The 19,320-nt window shown below is 70.3% G+C and carries 20 protein-coding genes; 7 read left to right on the top strand and 13 right to left on the bottom strand.

Annotated elements, in window-relative coordinates; translation table 11 throughout:
- Positions 1 to 104 precede the first annotated feature (104 nt).
- Entirely contained in the window at positions 105 to 1,418 is a 1,314-nt protein-coding gene (locus ACIBEJ_RS15985) for a UDP-glucose dehydrogenase family protein (protein ID WP_397183470.1), read from the top strand.
- Positions 1,419 to 1,642: 224 nt separating this feature from the next.
- On the opposite strand, the gene ACIBEJ_RS15990 is transcribed toward ACIBEJ_RS15985, so the two are convergent.
- Positions 1,643 to 2,107, bottom strand: coding sequence for a ribosomal protein L7/L12 (locus tag ACIBEJ_RS15990; protein WP_397183471.1), 465 nt, complete (start codon positions 2,105 to 2,107; stop codon positions 1,643 to 1,645).
- An 82-nt stretch (positions 2,108 to 2,189) separates the two neighbouring features.
- Between ACIBEJ_RS15990 and ACIBEJ_RS15995 the strand changes: the two genes are divergently transcribed.
- A complete protein-coding gene (locus ACIBEJ_RS15995; RefSeq protein WP_397183472.1) occupies positions 2,190 to 2,699 on the top strand; it encodes a SecDF P1 head subdomain-containing protein in 510 nt (169 codons plus the stop codon).
- Between the two features lie 17 nt (positions 2,700 to 2,716).
- On the opposite strand, the gene purE is transcribed toward ACIBEJ_RS15995, so the two are convergent.
- The 3 genes from purE to ACIBEJ_RS16010 all read right to left on the bottom strand — a co-directional run bounded on the left by purE (position 2,717) and on the right by ACIBEJ_RS16010 (position 5,605).
- Positions 2,717 to 3,211: a 5-(carboxyamino)imidazole ribonucleotide mutase gene (gene purE, locus ACIBEJ_RS16000; RefSeq protein WP_397183473.1), complete on the bottom strand. Its 495-nt coding sequence runs from the start codon at positions 3,209 to 3,211 to the stop codon at positions 2,717 to 2,719.
- Positions 3,208 to 4,362, bottom strand: a complete 1,155-nt coding sequence (locus ACIBEJ_RS16005) for a 5-(carboxyamino)imidazole ribonucleotide synthase (RefSeq protein ID WP_397183474.1) — start codon at positions 4,360 to 4,362, stop codon at positions 3,208 to 3,210. Before ACIBEJ_RS16005 ends, purE begins: the two co-directional genes overlap by 4 nt.
- A gap of 226 nt (positions 4,363 to 4,588) precedes the next feature.
- The gene (locus ACIBEJ_RS16010; RefSeq protein WP_397183475.1) at positions 4,589 to 5,605 is read right to left on the bottom strand and encodes a hypothetical protein; all 1,017 of its coding nucleotides are present in this window, start codon (positions 5,603 to 5,605) and stop codon (positions 4,589 to 4,591) included.
- A gap of 231 nt (positions 5,606 to 5,836) precedes the next feature.
- Between ACIBEJ_RS16010 and ACIBEJ_RS16015 the strand changes: the two genes are divergently transcribed.
- On the top strand, positions 5,837 to 6,310 hold the full coding sequence (locus tag ACIBEJ_RS16015) for a GtrA family protein (RefSeq protein WP_397183476.1): 474 nt from the start codon (positions 5,837 to 5,839) through the stop codon (positions 6,308 to 6,310).
- 3 nt (positions 6,311 to 6,313) lie between these two features.
- Here ACIBEJ_RS16015 and ACIBEJ_RS16020 read toward each other — a convergent pair whose 3' ends face one another.
- From ACIBEJ_RS16020 to ACIBEJ_RS16060, 9 genes are all read right to left on the bottom strand, one after another.
- Positions 6,314 to 7,591: an ATP-binding protein gene (locus ACIBEJ_RS16020; protein WP_397183477.1), complete on the bottom strand. Its 1,278-nt coding sequence runs from the start codon at positions 7,589 to 7,591 to the stop codon at positions 6,314 to 6,316.
- 3 nt (positions 7,592 to 7,594) lie between these two features.
- Positions 7,595 to 8,263, bottom strand: coding sequence for a response regulator transcription factor (locus tag ACIBEJ_RS16025; RefSeq protein ID WP_012888073.1), 669 nt, complete (start codon positions 8,261 to 8,263; stop codon positions 7,595 to 7,597).
- A gap of 248 nt (positions 8,264 to 8,511) precedes the next feature.
- Positions 8,512 to 8,994 carry a bacterioferritin gene (gene bfr / locus ACIBEJ_RS16030; protein WP_397183478.1) on the bottom strand — a complete coding sequence of 161 codons (483 nt, stop codon included), beginning with the start codon at positions 8,992 to 8,994 and terminating at the stop codon, positions 8,512 to 8,514.
- Between the two features lie 16 nt (positions 8,995 to 9,010).
- The gene (locus tag ACIBEJ_RS16035) at positions 9,011 to 9,187 is read right to left on the bottom strand and encodes a bacterioferritin-associated ferredoxin (protein ID WP_397183479.1); all 177 of its coding nucleotides are present in this window, start codon (positions 9,185 to 9,187) and stop codon (positions 9,011 to 9,013) included.
- 130 nt (positions 9,188 to 9,317) lie between these two features.
- Positions 9,318 to 9,926 carry an MBL fold metallo-hydrolase gene (locus ACIBEJ_RS16040; RefSeq protein WP_397183480.1) on the bottom strand — a complete coding sequence of 203 codons (609 nt, stop codon included), beginning with the start codon at positions 9,924 to 9,926 and terminating at the stop codon, positions 9,318 to 9,320.
- Positions 9,923 to 11,008: an S-(hydroxymethyl)mycothiol dehydrogenase gene (locus tag ACIBEJ_RS16045; protein ID WP_397183481.1), complete on the bottom strand. Its 1,086-nt coding sequence runs from the start codon at positions 11,006 to 11,008 to the stop codon at positions 9,923 to 9,925. The genes ACIBEJ_RS16040 and ACIBEJ_RS16045 overlap by 4 nt, the downstream gene beginning before the upstream one ends.
- Before the next feature lie 16 nt (positions 11,009 to 11,024).
- Positions 11,025 to 11,999, bottom strand: a complete 975-nt coding sequence (locus ACIBEJ_RS16050; protein WP_397183482.1) for an adenylate/guanylate cyclase domain-containing protein — start codon at positions 11,997 to 11,999, stop codon at positions 11,025 to 11,027.
- Between the two features lie 9 nt (positions 12,000 to 12,008).
- Complete coding sequence (locus tag ACIBEJ_RS16055; RefSeq protein ID WP_397183483.1) at positions 12,009 to 12,521, bottom strand: PH domain-containing protein; 513 nt, start codon at positions 12,519 to 12,521, stop codon at positions 12,009 to 12,011.
- A 17-nt stretch (positions 12,522 to 12,538) separates the two neighbouring features.
- Positions 12,539 to 13,369, bottom strand: coding sequence for a biotin--[acetyl-CoA-carboxylase] ligase (locus tag ACIBEJ_RS16060; RefSeq protein ID WP_397183484.1), 831 nt, complete (start codon positions 13,367 to 13,369; stop codon positions 12,539 to 12,541).
- 48 nt (positions 13,370 to 13,417) lie between these two features.
- On the opposite strand from ACIBEJ_RS16060, the gene ACIBEJ_RS16065 reads away from it, so the two are divergent.
- From ACIBEJ_RS16065 to ACIBEJ_RS16080, 4 genes are all read left to right on the top strand, one after another.
- On the top strand, positions 13,418 to 15,640 hold the full coding sequence (locus ACIBEJ_RS16065; protein WP_397183485.1) for an FdhF/YdeP family oxidoreductase: 2,223 nt from the start codon (positions 13,418 to 13,420) through the stop codon (positions 15,638 to 15,640).
- On the top strand, positions 15,637 to 16,476 hold the full coding sequence (gene fdhD, locus ACIBEJ_RS16070) for a formate dehydrogenase accessory sulfurtransferase FdhD (RefSeq protein ID WP_397183486.1): 840 nt from the start codon (positions 15,637 to 15,639) through the stop codon (positions 16,474 to 16,476). Before ACIBEJ_RS16065 ends, fdhD begins: the two co-directional genes overlap by 4 nt.
- Before the next feature lie 76 nt (positions 16,477 to 16,552).
- Positions 16,553 to 17,641 (top strand): epoxide hydrolase family protein, encoded by a 1,089-nt coding sequence (locus tag ACIBEJ_RS16075; protein WP_397183487.1) that lies wholly within the window; start codon positions 16,553 to 16,555, stop codon positions 17,639 to 17,641.
- Positions 17,642 to 17,791: 150 nt separating this feature from the next.
- Entirely contained in the window at positions 17,792 to 19,219 is a 1,428-nt protein-coding gene (locus tag ACIBEJ_RS16080; protein WP_397183488.1) for an MFS transporter, read from the top strand.
- The last annotated feature ends 101 nt before the right edge of the window (positions 19,220 to 19,320 follow it).

The raw sequence follows: 19,320 nt of genomic DNA on the forward strand, positions 1-19,320 counted from the left end.
CGAGCAACTTGTTACCAGCGGGTACGGTTCGCTGGTTTGGGCAGGTGGCACAGACGAGGTAGTGAGGGCCGGTAGCATGCCTGGCGATCGAAAGGAGCTCACTCGTGCCATATCGCCTCACGGTGATCGGGACCGGATACCTGGGTGTCACGCATGCCGCGTGCATGGCGGACCTCGGATTCGACGTCCTGGGCCTAGACATCGACGCGGACAAGATCCGCCGCCTGCAGAACGGTGAGCTCCCCATCCACGAGCCCGGCCTGGAACCCGTCCTGCGCCGCGGGCTCGACTCCGGCCGGCTGCGCTTCACGACCTCCTACGAGGAGGCCGGGGAGTTCGGCGACGTGCACTTCCTCGCCCTCGGGACGCCGCAGAAGCAGGGCGAGTACGCGGCCGACACCTCCTACCTCGACGCGGCCGTCGAGTCGCTGGCCCCGTACCTCACGCGGGAGTGCCTGATCGTCGGCAAGTCGACCGTGCCCGTGGGCACCGCCGCCCGGCTGGCCGACAAGCTGGCCAGGCTCGCACCGGCCGGCACCGAGGCCGAGCTGGCCTGGAACCCCGAGTTTCTGCGGGAGGGCCACGCCGTACAGGACACGCTGAACCCCGACCGCATCGTCGTCGGCGTGCGCTCCGAGCGGGCCGAGAAGATCCTGCGCGAGGTCTACGAACCGCTGGGCGAGGTGCCCGTGGTCGTCACCGACTTCGCCACGGCCGAACTGGTCAAGGCCGCCGCGAACTCCTTCCTGGCCACCAAGATCTCCTTCATCAACGCGATGGCCGAGGTCTGCGAGGCGGCCCACGCCGACGTGCAGCAACTGGCGACCGCGCTCTCCTATGACGACCGGATCGGCGGCAAGTTCCTGAACGCCGGGCTCGGGTTCGGCGGCGGCTGCCTGCCCAAGGACATCCGCGCGTTCATGGCCCGCGCGGGCGAGCTGGGGGCCGACCAGGCGCTGACGTTCCTGCGGGAGGTCGACGCGATCAACATGCGCCGCCGGGCGCGGATGGTGGACCTGGCGCGCGAGCTGGCCGGCGGCTCGTTCCGCGGCTGCACGGTCGGCGTGCTGGGCGCCGCGTTCAAGCCGAACTCCGACGACATCCGCGACTCCCCCGCGCTCGACGTGGCGGTCACGATCAGCCAGCAGGGCGGCGACGTCACCGTCTACGACCCGATCGCCCTCGACAACGCCCGCAAGGCCCACCCCGAGCTCAACTACGGCACCTCGGCCGTGGACGCCGTCCGTGGGGCGCATGTCGTCCTGTTGCTGACGGAATGGCAGGAGTTCGTGAACCTCGACCCCGAAGCCCTGGGCACGGTGGTCGCGGAGCGCAAGATCGTCGACGGGCGCAACGCCCTCAACCCCACCGCCTGGCGCGCCGCCTCCTGGCACTACCGCGCCCTCGGCCGCCCCTGACTCTCATCCTCTCCATCAACCCCTTTTTCCATTACGGCCCCGCCCCCGCCCAAGCCACCCGCCGACGTGAGCTGACGCAGGTCGGGGGGATCGCTTCTCACGTCGGACGTGGTCCCCACCGCAACGGCCACCCTTGACCCCCTGGACCGGAAAACCCAAACCCTGGACCAGAACCCGGAACCCTCGGCCGAAGCCCGGAACCCGGCTGCCTCAGTGGTGTGTCGTCAGCTCCTGGACAAGCTGTCCACGAACAGTTCGGCCTCTTCCTGGGCCATTCCGGTCTCGCCGCGTACCAGGTAGACGGCCTGTTCACGGTGGCCTTCTGCGACCAGGTTCCTGACCCGGCCCGCGAGGTCGCCCGTTGCCCGGCCGGGCAGGGAGGGGCGCATGCCGGCGAAAGCCGGGTGGTCGGTGAGGCGGCGACGTCCCGCGGCCACCTCCTCCACCAGGTCCTTGGCCTCCTTCAGGCCGAGACGGGTGCGTTCGCGGACGATCTTGATGGCGTGGATGGTCTTGCCCTGCCGCAGGTAGTGGAGGACCTCCTGCTCGACGTCGGCCGCCGAGCGGGGCGAGGGCGGCGGCAGGCTCCGCTCACCCCTCCGGCGTCCGGCCAGCGCCACCAGGCTCACGACCACGATGGCCGCGACCACGCCGAAGATGAGCAGAATCTCCATCAGCCCGAGTCCCATGCCCGCATGATAGACATCCCTGCCCGCCGGCGATTCGTGATCTCATGGCAAGGGACCCGCTGCCAAGGCGAAGGGCGATGCCGTGAAACCCGGTCCGATTCTCGCGATCGTCGCAGGAGCGCTCGTCAACGCCGGGGTGGTGTTCGTCGTCGGCTACGCGCTGGTGATCGGCAGCATGTCCGCCCGGTTGCCGTGGAAACCGGTCAGCGAGCCCTTCGACCTGAGGCCCGTTCTCGAGGTGCGCTCCGCGCCCTGCGCCGCGGGGTGGGTCGTCGGCCAGGACGGCGACGCCTGCTACCAGCTCGACCAGGCCACCCAGGTCACCGCCCAGGAGGCGACCGCCACGAGCGGGTCCACCGGACAGTGGGTCATCCGGGTCACGCTCGACGAGGCGAGCGGGACGACGTTCACACGGCTGACCGAGAAGGTCCACCAGTTGCCGGAGCCGCGCAACCAGCTCGCGATCGTGGTGGACGGCAAGGTGATCAGCGCGCCCACCGTCCTGGAGCCGATCCCGGGACGGGCGCTGGAGATCACCGGCGGGTTCGACAAGAAGAGCGCCGAGGACCTGGCCAGACGCCTGGGCGGCTGACCGCTCCAAGGAACGACTCAGGACAGCTCCGCTGCCTCCGCGCGGAGCTTCGCGCCCTTCGCGTGGGCCTGCTCCTTCAGTTCCTCCTGGAAGCGCACCATGCGCTGCCGGAGACCCGCGTCAGAGGCCGCGAGGATGCGTACGGCCAGCAGCCCCGCGTTGCGGGCGCCGCCGATCGCCACCGTGGCCACCGGAACCCCGGCCGGCATCTGGACGATCGACAGCAGCGAGTCCATCCCGTCCAGATACTTCAGCGGCACCGGCACCCCGATCACCGGCAGCGGGGTCACCGAGGCCAGCATCCCGGGCAGGTGGGCGGCGCCGCCGGCGCCGGCGATGATGACGCGGACGCCGCGGGCGTCGGCCTGCCTGCCGTACTCGATCATCTCGGTGGGCATGCGGTGCGCGGAGACCACGTCGGCCTCGAACGGGACGCCGAACTCCGCGACCGCCTCGGCGGCCGCCCGCATCACGGGCCAGTCGGAGTCGCTGCCCATGACGATGCCGATCATGTGTACTCCCCGGAGGTGAGGTGGACGGCGGCGTGGCGGGCGCGGGCCCGTACCTCGTCGAGGTCCTTGCCGAGCGCGGTCACGTGCCCGATCTTGCGGCCGGGGCGCACGTCCTTGCCGTAGAAGTGGACCTTGATGGCGGGGTCGTGGGCCATCACGTGTTCGTAGCGTTTGAAGAGGTCGGGGTCGTCGCCGCCGAGCAGGTTGACCATGACCACGTACGGCGCGGTCATGGTCGGGGAGCCGAGCGGCAGGTCGAGCACGGCGCGCAGGTGCTGCTCGAACTGGGAGGTGAGCGCGCCCTCGATGGTCCAGTGGCCGCTGTTGTGGGGGCGCATGGCCAGTTCGTTGACGACCAGGCCGTCGGCGGTCTCGAACATCTCGACGGCCAGCAGGCCGGTCACGCCCAGCTCGTCGGCGATCTTCAGGGCGATGCGCTGGGCCTGGGCGGCGTCCTCGGAGTCGAGCATCGGGGCGGGCGCGATGACCTCGACGCAGATGCCGTCCTCTTGGACCGTCTCCACGACCGGGTAGCTCACCCCCTGCCCGTGCGGCGAACGGGCCACCAGCACGGCCAGCTCCCGCTCGAACGGCACGTAAGCCTCGGCCATGAGCGGAATCCCGCTCTCGAACGCCTCCCTGGCCTGGGCGGCGTCCCGGCACACCCAGACACCGCGCCCGTCGTAGCCGCCCCTGACCGCCTTCAGCACGACCGGCCAGCCGTGCTCGGCGGCGAACCGCTCGACGTCGCCCACCTCGGCCACCCGCGCCCACGCCGGGCACGGCGCGCCGATCTCGGTGAGCCGCTCGCGCATGACCGCCTTGTCCTGCGCGTGCACGAGCGCGTCGGCGCCCGGATGCACGGCGTGCCCGTCGGCGGCCAGCGCCCTGATGTGCTCGGTGGGCACGTGCTCGTGGTCGAACGTGATCGCGTCACAGCCCTTGGCGAACTCGCGCAGCTCGTCCAGGTCGCGGTAGTCGCCGACCCGCGTGTCGACGATCACGCGGGCGGCGCTCTCGTCAAGCGCGTTGGCCAGCACACGCAGCTCGACACCGAGCGCGATCGCGGGCTGCTGCGTCATCCTGGCAAGCTGACCGGCGCCGACCACACCGACGACCGGCCCAATGGCACGATAAGAGGGGCTGCTCACGTGCCCAGAGCATACCGTTCCCCCAGGACACGCCCTTCAGCATCCTCCGCGAGATCCATTCTCGCTCTTCTCGCTCTTGCCGCACGCCGTTCGCCGAGCCGCGCGCTGTTCTTCTCGCCGCACCCCCACCCATCCCTTACGGCGAAGCCACGCCCACCCACCCCCCCGCCGTCCCCCCGCGCCTCCGTCGGTTCCACGCTCCCCGGGCGGTTCGGGCCGGGCGCCGTCACGGCCGCACGTCGGCCAGATCCCTGCGCAACCCCACCGTGCGCACCTTGTTGTCCGGGGTCAGTTCGCTGACCAGGCTCACGATCTCGATCCCCGTCACCCGGTCCAGGGTGTTCTTGCCGGTGAAGGCGCGCAGGTCGGCCTTGCCGTACAGGGGATGGGCGGCGCCGCGCTGCTGGAAGGTCAGCCGCAGCGTGTGGAAGACCAGCATCGGCCCGCCCGCCCCGATCACCCGCGGCGTGTCCAGCAGCTCCACGTCCACGCTCAGCCGGTCCGGACGCGCACGGGCGGGCCTGGCGGCGAGCTCGTCGCGCAGCCTGCGCACCGGGTCCGCGTCGGGAAACCGGACCCCCGACAGCCCGGCCGGGTCGGTGAGGAACGTCAGGTGGCGCTGCGGCACCAACCTGGCCCGCCGCGCGGTAACCGGATCGGGCTCACCGCCCGCGGTGGCGGGTGAGGCCGGCTTGTCGGCCGCGGTGGCGGGTGAGGCCGGCTTGTCGGCCGCGGTCGCGGCGGGATCGGGCTCACCGGCCGTGGTCCCGGGCAGGTCCCCGATCGCCGGGACGGGGCCGAAGCCCAGGCGCCAGGTGTCGTTCACCTGGACGAAGACGAAGTAGCCGGGCTTCGGCTTCATGGCCAGGGCGGCGAACCAGGCGCCCTCCTCCGGCAGGAAGAAGACCGGCTCGGAGTAGGGAGTGCGGGCCGGGGCTGGGCGGCCGTTCCGGGTCGCCGCGCAGGCACGGCCGCCCAGCGTCTTCTCCACCCAGGTCGTCACGGCGACCACGGCGGCGCAGTCGCGCGCGTGCCAGGCCGCGTCGAGGTCGGTGAGCGTGGCGAAAGCCGCTGCCGCCGTGGCCTCGTCGATCCCCTGGGCGGTGGTCGGTGTTCCCGGGGGCGGGCCGGCGGCCGGTGGCGGGGCCGTACGGCCGCAGCCGGCCGTCGCCATGGACAGCGTCGCCATCGACAGCGTCGCCATGGACAGGCCGGCGAGCAGAGTGATCAGTCGACGCGGCAAGGAGGGGTCCCTGAGGTCATGGCCGTCCGGGGTCGCGCCCCGAGCTGAACCGCACACTAGTGCCCCTTAAAAGCAAATACCCGTCATAGGGCGATATTTGTAGACCCCTAATTTGGTGTGCGGTTGATGATTCATGTTGAGGGTAGGGGTCCGCGCCCAGACCAGGGCCGGTACCCTGGGAGCGACGTTGCCGGATTTGCGCAGTGGATCGGAAAGGACCGAGGACGAGACGTGGAGTTTGTGAAGCGCCTCTACCAGCGGTTCGCCACCCTGGTTCACGAGCTGGCCAAGTTCGGCACGATCGGGGCGCTCGCCTTCGTGGTCGACTTCGTGGCCCTCAACCTGTTCCGGCAGGGCTTCGGCCCGCTGACCTCGCTGGTCTTCGCCACGATCATCTCCACCACGTTCGCCTACGTGGGCAACCGCTGGTGGACCTTCCGGCACCGCGAGCAGAGCGGGCTCGGCCGGGAGTACTTCCTGTTCTTCATGTTCAACGGCATCGCCCTGCTGATCAGGCTGCTGATCACCGGCTTCACCTCCTACACGCTCGGCCTGAACGACCTGCTGAGCTACAACGTCGCCAACATCATCGGCGTCGGCCTCGGCACCCTGTTCCGCTTCTGGTCCTACAAGCGCTGGGTGTTCCTGGAGGCCACCGAGCCGATCCCCGCCGAGCTTCCCGAGGTCGAGACCCGGCAGCGCTGAGGCTCAGGCGGGGCCGGTCACGACCCGGCTCGGGCGCTTCTCCTCCGCCGGGCGCAGGAACAGCGAGAATACCGCGGGGCGGCGCCGTACGAGCTCAAGCCTTCCGCCGTCGGCGGCGGCCAGCGCGCGGGCGAGCGTCAGCCCGAGACCGGTGCCACCGCCCCCGCTGACGTTGCGCTCGAACACGCGGCCGGCCAGGTCGTCGGCGATGCCGGGGCCCTCGTCCGCGACCTCGATGACCACGTAGTTGTCGCTGCGGCTGGTCGAGACCGTGACCGTGCCGCCGCCGTGGCGCAGGGAGTTCTCCAGGAGCGAGGCGACGACCTGGCCGAGGCCGCCGGTGGAGCCCAGCGCCTCCAGTCCGCGCTCGCCTTCGAGCAGCAGGTCGCGCCCGCTGCCGCGGAAGACCGGCGCCCACTCGGTGACCTGCTGGACGAGCACGTCGTCCACGGTGATGGGCTCGGCCTGGGAGTGGCGCTGCCTGCGGGCGGCGGCGAGCAGCTCGTCGATCACCGCGGTGAGCCGCTCGGCCTGCACGATCGCGGCGTCGCCCTCCTCGCGCACGACCTCGGGGTGGTCGGCCGCGGCCACGATCTCCTCCAGGCGCATCGTCAGCCCGGTCAGGGGCGTGCGCAACTGGTGGGAGGCGTCGGTGGCGAACTCCCGCTCGCGGGTGAGCAGGTCGGAGATCCGGGTGGCGCTGCGGTCGAGGACCTCCGCCACCCGGTCGAGTTCGGGTATGCCGTACCTGTGCTTGCTGGGCCGGGCGTCACCTGAGCCCAGCCTGTCGGCGATCTTGGCGAGGTCCTGGAGGGGGAGCGTCAGCCTGCGGGACTGGACGATGGCCAGCCCCACGGCGACGGCCAGAGCCGCGACCGCCAGAGCCACGATGAGGAGCAGGCGTGCCCGCACGTCCTGCTCCACCTGATCCTTGTCGCGGCTCACCCGGACGTAGATGCCGCTTTCGGACTGCGCGTCCTCCGTCATCTGGTGACCGGACGGCGGCGGCGCGCCGACGATGGTCGCCTTGGGGGGGTTGCCCCGCTCGTAGATCTGGATATATCGCTCTGGATACTTCTGCTCCAGCTGCTGGGGGTCGAGAGGCGTGTCCTGGATGCGAGCGTATTCGACCTCACCCACCAGCCGCGTCGCCTCCGCCCTGAGCTCCTGGGAAGCCTCGTCGACGATCAGGCGGCTGACCACGAGTCCCAGCGGGACCCCGAGCAGCAGAACCGCGATGACGGCGACGAGCAGGGTGGAGGAGAGCAGGCGGCGGCGCATCGCCTACTCGCGTTCGAAGCGGAAGCCGACTCCCCGGACGGTGGTGATGTATCGGGGCTTGGCGGCGTCGTCGCCCAGCTTGCGGCGCAGCCAGGAGATGTGCATGTCGAGGGTCTTGGTGGAACCCCACCAGTTGGTGTCCCAGACCTCCCGCATGATCTGCTCCCGGGTGACGACCTTTCCGGCGTCACGCACCAGCACGCGCAGCAGGTCGAACTCCTTGGTGGTCAGGTGCAGCTCCTTGTCGCCCATCCAGGCTCGGCGGGAGTCGGCGTCGATGCGGACGCCCTGCACGACCGGGGTCTCCGAGGTGCCGCGGCGCAGCAGCGCCCGCACCCTGGCCAGCAGTTCGGCCAGCCGGAACGGCTTGGTGACGTAGTCGTCGGCGCCGGCGTCGAGGCCGACGACGGTGTCGACCTCGTCGACGCGTGCGGTCAGGATCAGCACCGGCGTGCCGTGGCCTTCGGCCCGGATCCGGCGGGCGACCTCCAAGCCGTCCATTTCCGGAAGGCCGAGATCGAGAACTATGAGATCGATGCCGCCCGACAGGGCCCTCTCCAGGGCCTGCGGGCCGTCGGGGCTCACCTCAACCTGATAGCCCTCGCGACGCAGGGCGCGCGCGAGAGGCTCGGAGATCGAGGTGTCATCCTCGGCGAGAAGTACGCAGGTCATGAAGCGATCGTAGGACCTTAGGCGATCGTTTCCCGGGCACAGCGCGCGGTTTGACTTGTCGTTGACCTATCCATTGACCTGGGCAAACGATGATATACGTTGGTTATTGGCGATTTACCCACCCGGCCAATCGCCCCCACACCCTGCCCCGCCGGATCGGCTCGCCCGCCTTCGGCGTGTCGCGCGGAAACCGGCCCCGGCGCAAAGCGAACGCCCGCCGGAATCCCGGCGGGCGTTCGGTGAATCCTCTAGCTCGCGGACGGCGGCTCCGCGTAGCGGGCGAGGTAAAGCTGCTCACCCAGCGACTGGATCAGAGCCAGCTCCGTCTCCAGGTAGTCGATGTGGTGCTCCTCGTCGGCGAGGATGTCCTCGAAGATGCGCGCGGAGGTCGCGTCACCCTTTTCCCGCATGAGTTGTATCGCCGGCCGTAGTCGCTCCACCACCGACAGTTCGACGTCCAGGTCCGCCTTGAGCTGCTCCTCGACCGTCTGCCCGATGTGAAGGGTGCCCAGCCGCTGGTAGTTGGGCAGGCCCTCCAGGAAGAGGATGCGGTCGGTGAGGCGCTCGGCGTGCCGCATCTCGTCGATCGACTCGGCGCGCGTGTGCTCGGCGAGCTTGGTGTAACCCCAGTTCTCCTGCATCTTCGCGTGCAGGAAGTACTGGTTGATCGCGGTCAGCTCGGCGGTGAGCTGCTCGTTGAGCAGCTCGATGATCTGCTTGTCGCCCTGCATGAACGGGCCCCTCGTACTAAGCGGTCGTCAGTTCTTCAGACCGCTTCAGGATCGCACAGATCTTGCGCACGCAGGACGCACAGTCGCCGCCGGCGCCGGTGGTGTCGCGGATCTGCCGCGCGCTCTTGGCACCGGACGCGATGCAGTCGTGGACCTCGTTCTCGGTCACGGCACGACAGACGCATACGTACATCCGGGGGAAGCCTCTCAGGACATAAGGTTAGGCACGCCTAAGATACCGCACTTTGGTAAGGCTTGCCTATGTTAGGTGTGCCACACGGACACTACCTGCCAGAGAGGGCATTCCCCCTGGGGGGCATGTTTCAGTGACCCCGCGCGATCCACTCCTCCAGATGCGGGGCCTCGGCGCCGATCGAGGTCGAGTCGCCGTGCCCGGTGTGGACGCGGGTCTCGGCCGGCAGCGTCAGCAACCGGTCCTTGATGGACTCGATGATCGTGTCAAAGGAGGAGTGCGACCTGCCGGTCGCGCCCGGCCCGCCCTTGAAGAGCGTGTCGCCGCTGAACAGCGCGGTCAGCTCCGGCGCGTGCAGGCAGACCGCGCCGGGCGAGTGGCCGGGGGTGTGGATCACCCGCAGCTCGATCCCGCCGACCTCGAGCTTGTCGCCGTCACCCAGCGGCTGGTACGTCACGGAGTCGTCGTAGACCTGCTCCCACAGCACCTGGTCGGCCGGGTGCAGCAGGATCGGCGCGCCCAGCTCGGCGGCGGCGTTGATGTGGTCGTTGTGGGCATGCGTGCAGACGACCGCCTTGATCCGCCGCCCGCCCACGCGCTCGGCGATGGCCGAGGCGGAGTGCGCCGCGTCGATGACGATCACCTCACGGGCGTCGCCGACCAGCCACACGTTGTTGTCGACCGCCCAGGTGCCGCCATCCAGCGAGAACGTCCCGGACGTGACCACTTTGTCGATCACAGCACCACGACCGATCGCAGGACCTCGCCCCGGTGCATCTTGGCGAACGCCTCCTCGACCTGGTCCAGCGCGATCTCCTCGGAGACGAACTTGTCCAGCGGCAGCCGGTTCTGCAGGAACAGGTCGATGAGCATGGGGAAGTCGCGGGAGGGCAGGCAATCGCCGTACCAGGAGGACTTGAGCGCGCCGCCGCGGCCGAAGACGTCGAGCAGCGGCAGCTCCAGCGTCATCTCGGGGGTGGGCACGCCGACCAGCACGACGGTCCCGGCCAGGTCGCGGGCGTAGAACGCCTGCTTGTAGGTCTCGGGGCGGCCGACGGCCTCGATCACGACGTCGGCGCCGTTGCCGCCGGTCAGCTCGCGGATCGCCTCGACCGGGTCCTGCGCGGTGGAGTTGACGGTGTGGGTGGCGCCGAAGTCCTTGGCCCACTCCAGCTTGCGGTCGTCCACGTCCACGGCGATGATCGTGCCCGCTCCGGCCAGGGAGGAGCCCAGGACCGCCGCGTCGCCGACGCCGCCGCAGCCGATCACGGCCACGCTGTCGCCCCTGCCGACGCCGCCGGTGTTGATCGCCGCGCCGATCCCGGCCATGACGCCGCAGCCCAGCAGCCCGGCCACCTGCGCCGGCGCCTCGGCCGAGACCTTGGTGCACTGCCCCGCGGCCACCAGCGTCTTCTGCAGGAACGCGCCGATGCCGAGGGCGGGCGAGAGCTCGGTGCCGTCGGCCAGCGTCATCTTCTGCTTGGCGTTGTGGGTGGCGAAGCAGTACCAGGGACGGCCGCGCAGGCAGGCGCGGCACTGGCCGCACACCGCGCGCCAGTTGAGGATCACGAAATCGCCGGGCTCCAGCCCGGTGACGCCCTCGCCGACCGCCTCGACGGTGCCGGCGGCCTCGTGGCCGAGCAGGAACGGGAAGTCGTCGTTGATGCCGCCCTCCCGGTAGTGGAGGTCGGTGTGGCAGACGCCGCACGCCTGCACGTTCACGACCGCCTCGCCGGGACCGGGGTCCGGCACGATCACGGTCTCGACGGAAACTTCCTGGCCCTTGCCTCTGGCGATGACGCCACTGACTTCGTACGGCATGCCAGTCATCTTGCTTTCAAGAGGAAGATCTTCGCAAGACATAGGGTTGCACCACGCCGAGCCCCCGAGCAGGACGCCGGCGGATCCTGCGCACCTCCACCCCCGGCTGCCCGGTGAGCTGCGCGGCCAGGCCCTCGTCCACGACGATCGTGCCGGGGCGGGCGATGGCGGTGAGGCGGGCGGCCAGGTTCACGGTGGTGCCGAAGACGTCGCCCATCATCTGCAGGACCGGTCCGAAGGCCAGGCCGATGCGCAGCTCGTCCGCCTCGACCAGCTCAAGGGCGATCCGCGCGGCCGTCTCGGCGGAGGGCGCGCTGAACAGCACCTCGTCGCCGAGCGTCTTGACCAGCCGGGCGCCGTGGGCGGCCACCACGTCCGCCGCCCGCGCCTCGAAGCCCTCCACCAGCGCCGCGAGCTGCCGCTCCTCAAGGTCGCGGGCGCGCCGGGTGAAGGCGACCAGGTCGGCGAAGCCCACGGCGATGTTGACCTTGGCCAGCTCGTTGTCGTCGCCGAGGTCGGCCAGCGCGAGCATCCTGGTGCCGGCCGCGGCGAGCTGCGCCCGCCAGACGTGCACGAGCACGTGCTCGAAGTCGGGCAGCAGGTTCTGGGCGGTCTCCAGCACCGCGGCCAGCTCGCCGTCGCTGGCCTCGGCGTCCTTGGGCAGCATCGCGCCGACCATGATCTCGGCCTGCCACTGCGCCAGCCTGGCGGTCGTACGGCCGAGCGCGCGCGTCATGCGCAGCACGGTCTGCTCGTCGAGCAGGCCGCTGTCGAGCATGGTCCGCACCCGCCCGAGCGCGGCCACGTCGGCGTCGCTGAAGGCCACCGCGTCGTCGGACAGCGTGGCGAAGCCGAGCGCCCGCCAGATCCGCTCGGCCAGCTCCTGGGAGACCCCGGACCTGGCCGCCACCTCCGAGCGCGTGTAGCGGGCGGGCGTGCCGACCAGCAGCCGCTCGATCTCCTCGGCCGTGGGCCGGCCCGGTGTCTCCACGCCGGCGGGCTACTTGCCGTCGACTTCGCCGTCGGAGACGTCCTCGACCGCGCGGAACAGGTCGGCGCGCACGTCCTGGATCCGCGGGATGTCGCGCAGCGCGAGCTGGCCCTGGTCGCTGGCCGACTCGACGGTCAGCGTGCCGCAGCCCAGGATGCGCTCGGCGAACGACTGATCGGAGCTGACCGAGTTGACCTTGGTCAGCGGGATCTCGTCCGTCGACTTGTTCAGCACGCCGGTGCTGATCGTGAAGCGGTGGGTGGTCAGGACGTAGCCGGTGTTCTTCCACTGCAGGTAGGGGACGAACGACCAGATCGTCAGCAGCAGGATCGCGACGACGCCGATCGCGAGCCTGCCGTATGTGGCGTACTGCCAGTCACCGGGCACGAAGTAGATCGCGACCCCGGAGGCGATGACGATGAGCACCAGCGCGGCGAAGGGCCCGATCAGCCGCTTCCAGTGTGGGTTGAAGGCCCGGATGCGGCGCTCGCCCTGCGTCAGGTGGTGGTCTGGGAGAGTCATGCGGAAATCGTGCCACTCTACGGTGCCGGTCGCACGTGAACCACGTCACCCGCGCTCAACGTGTGACCCTTGCCCTCGGCCTCGACCTGCAGGTGGCCGTTGTGGTCGATGCCGGTGGCCACTCCCTCCAGGACGCGCTCGCCGGGCAGCTCGACCCTGATGGCGCGGCCGAGCGTCGCGCAGGACGCCTGGTAGGCGGCGCGCAGGCCGCAGGCGTCCGCGTCGCCGTCGGCCTCGGTCCAGTCGCGGTAGTGGCTCTCCAGCTCGCGCAGGATGGCCCTGATCAGCGGGTCGCGGTCGACGCAGGCGGCCTGCTCGACGGCCAGCGAGGTGGCGGTCTCGACGGGCAGCTCGGCCGGCTGGAGCGAGACGTTGAGGCCCATCCCGATCACCACCGCGTCGTCCACCCGCTCGGCCAGCACCCCGGCCAGCTTGCGCTCGCCGATCAGCAGGTCGTTGGGCCACTTGAGCCGGACGTCGACCTCGCCCAGCCGCCGCACCGCGGAGGCGGCGGCCACGCCGAACAACAGCGGCAGCCAGCCGTGCCGTACCTGCGGGACCCGCGGGCGCAGCAGGACGGAGAAGGTCAGGCCGGAGCGCGGGGGCGCGTTCCACACCCGGCCCAGGCGGCCGCGGCCGGCGAGCTGGGTCTCGGCGATCAGCACGGCGCCCTGCTCTGCGCCGGCGCGGGCCTCCTGGGTCAGGTCGGCGTTGGTGGAGCCGGTGCTGTCGAGGACCGTGATGCCGGTCCACAGGCCGCCTGGCCGTACCAGAGCGCGGTTGAGGGCGCCCTGGGACAGAGGCGGGCGATCGAGGTCGGAGTAACGCGAGTCAGCCACGTCCACCATCTTCCTACGGCCTGGTCCGCCGCTCCGAACGGAGGGGAGAATGGGGAGATGAGCAAGCTTCTTGACCCGCGCAACTGGGCGTCGTGGCGGCCGTTCGGCATCGGCCTGCGCAAGCCGAACAACTACCTGGAGTTGTGGAAGGCGTTCAGGTCGGTCAAGGGGAACAGGCGCTATGCCTGGCGGATTCTCAACCAGGGCACCTGCGACGGCTGCGCGCTCGGGACCCACGGCATGCGCGACTGGACGATGGACGAGATCCATCTGTGCAACATCCGGCTGCGGCTGCTGCCGCTCAACACGATGCCGGCGCTGAAGTACCGGGCGCTCAAGGACGTCTCCGGGCTTCAGGGGAAGAAGAGCGCGCAACTGCGTGAGCTGGGGCGGCTGCCGTACCCGATGATCAGGAGGGCGGGCGAGGCCGGCTTCACGCGGCTGTCGTGGGACGAGGCGCTGGACGTGGCGGCGCGGCACCTGCGCGAGGCGCGCTTCGGTGTCTACCTGACCAGCCGCGGCGTGCCCAACGAGAACTACTTCGCGGCGCAGAAGGCGGTGCGCGCGATGGGCAGCAACAACGTCGACAACGCCGCGCGCATCTGCCACTCGCCCTCGACGGTGGCGCTCAAGCAGACGATCGGGGCGGCGGCCACGACCTGCTCCTACACCGACTGGATCGGCTCCGACCTGATCGTGTTCATCGGGTCCAACCCGTCCAACAACCAGCCGGTGGCGATGAAGTACCTCTACCACGCCAAGAAGGCCGGCACCCGGATCGCGATGGTCAACGCCTATCGCGAGCCCGGCATGGACAAGTACTGGGTGCCCTCCAACGCGGAGTCGGCGGTGTTCGGCACGAAGATCACCGACGAGTTCTTCGGCGTGAACGTGGGCGGCGACATCGGCTTCCTCAACGGCGTGCTCAAGCACCTGATCGAGAAGGGCTGGGTGGACGAGGAGTTCGTCCGCGCGCGCACGAAGGGCTTCGACGAGGTACGGCAGGCCGTGGCAACCCAGTCCTGGGAGTCGCTGGAGGCGGTCTCCGGCTCCACCAGGGCGGAGATGCTACGGCTGGCGGAGCTGCTCGGCCGGGCCCGCTCGGCGGTGCTGGTGTGGTCGATGGGCATCACGCAGCACGCGTTCGGCGAGGACAACGTGCGGGCGATCGTGAACCTGGCGCTGGCGCGCGGGTTCGTGGGCCGGGACAACTGCGGGCTGATGCCGATCCGGGGCCACAGCGGGGTGCAGGGCGGGGCCGAGATGGGCGCGTACGCGACGGGCCTGCCGGGCGGCCTGCCGATCACCCCCGCCAATGCCGCGAAGTTCACCGACATGTGGGGCTTCGAGGTCCCCAGCTCCCCCGGGCTCACCGCGACCGAGATGATCGACGCGGCCCACGCGGGCGAGCTGGACGTGCTGATCTCCTCCGGCGGCAACTTCCTGGAGGTGCTGCCCGACCCGGACTACTGCCGCGAGGCGCTGTCACGGCTGCGGCTGCGGGTGCACGTGGACATCGTGCTGTCCTCGCAGATGCTGGTGCCGGGCGCGGGCGACGTGCTGCTGCTGCCCGCCCAGACCCGCTACGAGATGGTCGGCGGCGTGACCGAGACCTCCACCGAGCGCCGGATCATCTTCTCGCCCGAGGTCGAGGGTCCGCGGATCGGCGAGGCGTGGCCGGAGTGGAAGATCTTCACCGAGCTGGCCGCCCGCGTCCACCCCGAAATTTCCGGAAAAATCACCTATACCGGCACGCCCGGCATCCGCGAGGACATCGAACGGGCCGTCCCCTTCTACTCCGGCATCGCGGGCCTGCGGCAGTTCGGGGACAACGTCCAGTACGGCGGCCGCCACCTCTTCTCCGACGGCCGCTTCCAGACCGCCGACGGCCTGGCCGCCTTCTCCCCGGTCACGCCGCCCGCGGTGGAGCGTCCCGACGGCTCCTTCATGGTGGCCACGCGCCGCGGCAAGCAGTTCAACAGCATGGTCCACGAGCGCCGCGACGGCTTCAACGGCGCGATGCGCGAGGCCGTGCTCATGAGCGCCTACGACGCCGACCGGCTCGGCCTGCCCGACGGCGCGCCCGTCGAGCTCACCGCGCTCACCGAGGTCGGCGGCCGGCGGCGGACCTACCGCGGCAAGGTGCTGCGGGCCCCGCTCATGCCGGGCAACCTGCAGATCCACTGGCCGGAGGGCAACGTGCTGCTCGACGAGGCCCGCCGCTCCCCCGACGCCAAGATCCCCGACTACAACGCGCTGGTCACGGTGAAGCACCTGTGAGCGAGCGCCCAGGGCCCACCACGCGCGTGCGGATCCGGGAGATCACCGGGTCCGCCGCCCGCGAGCGCCGCGACGACCTGGCCACCGAGGAGCCCCTGGAGATCCGGCTGCGTTCTGGCGGCGAGCGCAGGACCGCCGCGATCACCATGCGCACGCCCGGGCACGACTTCGAGCTGGCGGCCGGGTTCCTGCACGGCGAGGGCATCGCGGGCCCCGGCGACATCGCCTCGATCGGCTACTGCACCGACGAGGACGTGCTGCCCGAGGCCCGCTACAACGTCGTCACGGTCACGCTCCACGGGCCGATCCCCGACCTGCCCGCGCTGGAGCGCCACTTCCTCACCTCCAGCGCGTGCGGGATCTGCGGCTCCGCCAGCCTCGACGCGCTGCGGCACCGGTGCTCGCCGGTCGCGCCGCCCGAGCTGGGGCTGACCCAGGAGGTGCTGTACGGCCTGCCGTACCGGCTGCGCGAGTCGCAGGGCGTCTTCGGCAAGACCGGCGGCCTGCACGCGGCGGGCCTGTTCACGGCGGGCGGCGAGCTGGTGGCGACGCGCGAGGACGTGGGCCGGCACAACGCCGTGGACAAGCTGGTCGGCTGGGCGGGGTTGCGCGGCGAGCTGCCGCTGGCGGCGAACGTCCTGATGGTCAGCGGCCGGGCCAGCTACGAGATCATGCAGAAGGCGCTGGCGGCCGGCGTCCCGGTGGTGTGCGCGGTCTCCGCGCCGTCGTCGCTGGCCGTGGACCTGGCGCGGGAGTTCGGGATGACGCTCGTGGGCTTCCTGCGCGGCGAGCGCTGCAACGTCTACGCGGGGATGGAGCGCATCAAGGTCGCCTAAGGAGTGGAACAAAGCATTCCGTTCTGATAGAGTTCCTATCAGAACGGAACGCTTCGCTTCGTGAAGGAGTCCTCCCATGACCGAGATCCGCCCCTACCGCATCGACGTCCCCCAGGCCGACCTCGACGACCTGAAGGCCCGCCTGGCCAGGACCCGCTACACCGACGAGCTCCCCGACGCCGGCGAGGACTACGGCGTGAGCGCGGGCCGGGTCCGCCGGATGGTCGAGCACCTGCGCGACACGTTCGACTGGCGGGCGCTGGAGGCCAGGCTCAACGCCTACCCGCAGTTCACGACCGAGATCGACGGCCAGAACGTGCACTTCTTCCACATCCGCTCCGCCAGGCAGGACGCGCTGCCGCTGGTGCTGACCCACGGCTGGCCGGGCACGGCCCTGGAGTACCTCGAGGTGATCGAGCCGCTCTCGCGCGACTTCCACCTGGTCATCCCGTCGGTGCCGGGATTCGGGTTCTCCGGCCCGACCACGGAGCGCGGCTGGAACGCCGCCCGCGTCGCGGCCGCCTGGGCGGAGCTGATGAAGCGCCTGGGCTACGACCGCTACGGCGCCCTGGGCAACGACGGGGGCTCGATCGTCACGCCGTACATCGGCAGGCTCGACCCCGAGCACGCCGTCGCGCTGCACGTCACCCAGATCTTCTCCTTCCCCTCCGGCGACCCGGCCGAGTTCGAGGGGCTGAGCGAGGAGGACATGGGCAGGGTCCGATTCCTGCAGAGCTTCTGGGAGACGATGGGCGCCTTCAACACGATGCAGTCCCAGGCCCCGCAGACGCTCGCGCACGCGCTGGCCGACTCCCCCGCCGGCCTGCTCGGCTGGATGGGCCAGCTCATGGGCGAGGAACTCGGCATCGACTGGGCGGTGAGCAACATCGCCGTCCACTGGCTGTACGGCACCGCCGCCTCCTCGGCCCGCTTCTACTACGAGAACGCCAAGATGGAGCAGCCCGCCGAGCCGACGACCGTGCCGATCGGGCTGGCCAACTTCGCCAACGACTTCCAGTCGATCAGGCGCTTCGCCGAGCGCGACCACAAGAACATCGCCCAGTGGAACTTCTACGACGTCGGCGGGCACTACGCGGCGCACGAGGTCCCGGAGGTCTTCGCGCGGGACGTGCGCGATTTCTTCGCCCGCTGGAACGCGGAATAAACCTTTCCGCATAGGGCCGTAGCTTCATGGCTACGGCCCTTTTGCTTGCCCGCCGGACCCCCTCAAAGATCTTGAAAAAGTAGTGGAATGAAGCATTCCGTTCTGCTAATGTTGGAACAGAACAAGCCGTTCCGATCCAGGAGGAACACGATGACCGTCCTCGACACCCGACCAGTGGCCGAAGCCGCCGCTCCCGAGCAGCCCGCGGCCTACAAGTGGCGCTGGCCGGCCCTGGGCGTGATCCTGTCCGGATCCGTCATGGAACTGCTGGACGCAACGGTCACCCACATCGCCGGCCCGACCATGCGGGACGACTTCGGCACCGGCAACGCGTTCATCCAGTGGCTGGGCGCCGCGTACATCCTGGCGATGACGGCGGGCCTGCTCACCGGCGGCCGGCTCGGCGACATCGTGGGACGCAGGCGGATGTTCGTCATCGGGATGATCGGCTTCACCATCGGCTCGCTGCTCTGCGCGGTCTCCGTCTCGCCCGAGATGATCATCGCGGCCCGGGTCGTCCAGGGTCTGTTCGGCGCGGCCATGATCCCCCAGGGCATGGGGCTGATGAAGGAGATGTTCCCGCCCAAGGAGCTGGCCAGCGCCTTCGGGCTGATGGGCCCGGTCATGGGCCTGTCGGCCATCGGCGGGCCGATCCTGGCCGGATGGCTGGTCAGCGCGGACCTGTTCGGCACCGGCTGGAGGATGATCTTCCAGATCAACCTGCCGATCGGCGTGGCGGCGGTCTTCGCGGCGCTGCGGTTCCTGCCCAGCACCCCGCCGCTCGGCGGCGTCAAGCTCGACCTGCCCGGCGCCGTCCTCGCCTCCGCCGCCGTCGTCCTGATGGTCTTCCCGCTGGTCCAGGGCCAGGAGCACGGCTGGCCGGCCTGGTCGTTCGCGCTGATGGCCGCCTCGGTCGCCACCCTCGTCGCCTTCGTCGCCTACGAGAAGCGCAGGGCCGCCCGCGGCGGCGACCCGCTGGTGGCGCCCTCGCTCTTCCGCAAGCCCGCGTTCCTGTCCGGCATGGCCGTCGGCACCGTCTACTTCGCCGCCTTCGGCGGGGTGTTCATGGTCATCGGCCTCTACACCCAGCTCATGCTGCACTACGACCCGCTGAAGGCCGCGCTGACCGGCGTCCCCTCCTCCGCCGGCATGATCGTGGGCATGATCGTCGCCCAGGCCACCCAGCGCTTCGGCCGCAAGGTCCTGCTGGCCGGCGCCGTCGTCATGGCCGTGGCGGTCGTGGCCCTGCTGATCGTGGCCGAGCCGGGCGTCACCCCCTGGCAGCTCGCTCCCGCCCTGGTCTTCGTCGGCCTCGGCAGCGGAATGATCATGGGCCCCTACTTCAACATCGTCCTGGCCGCGGTGGACCCGCAGGAGACCGGCTCGGCCTCCGGCACGCTGACCGCGCTCCAGCAGGTGGGCAACGTGCTCGGCGTGGCGGTGCTCGGAACCGTCTTCTTCGGGACCGGCAGCGCCGAGATCACCTTCGCGGTCGCGGCGGCGATGATCGTGGTCACCTTCCTCGCCGGGCTGATGCTCCCCAAGCAGGCCCGCCAGGACGCGGAGTACGTCCACTAGAGATTTCGGAGAGCAAGGGCCCGGCGTTTTCGCCGGGCCCTTTCCAACTTTGGACGTAGCCGCCCGCGCCCTCGGACGGATGCGGGACAACCCCATCGATC

This window comes from Nonomuraea sp. NPDC050790, from assembly GCF_044456745.1.
Taxonomy (GTDB): Bacteria; Actinomycetota; Actinomycetes; order Streptosporangiales; family Streptosporangiaceae; genus Nonomuraea.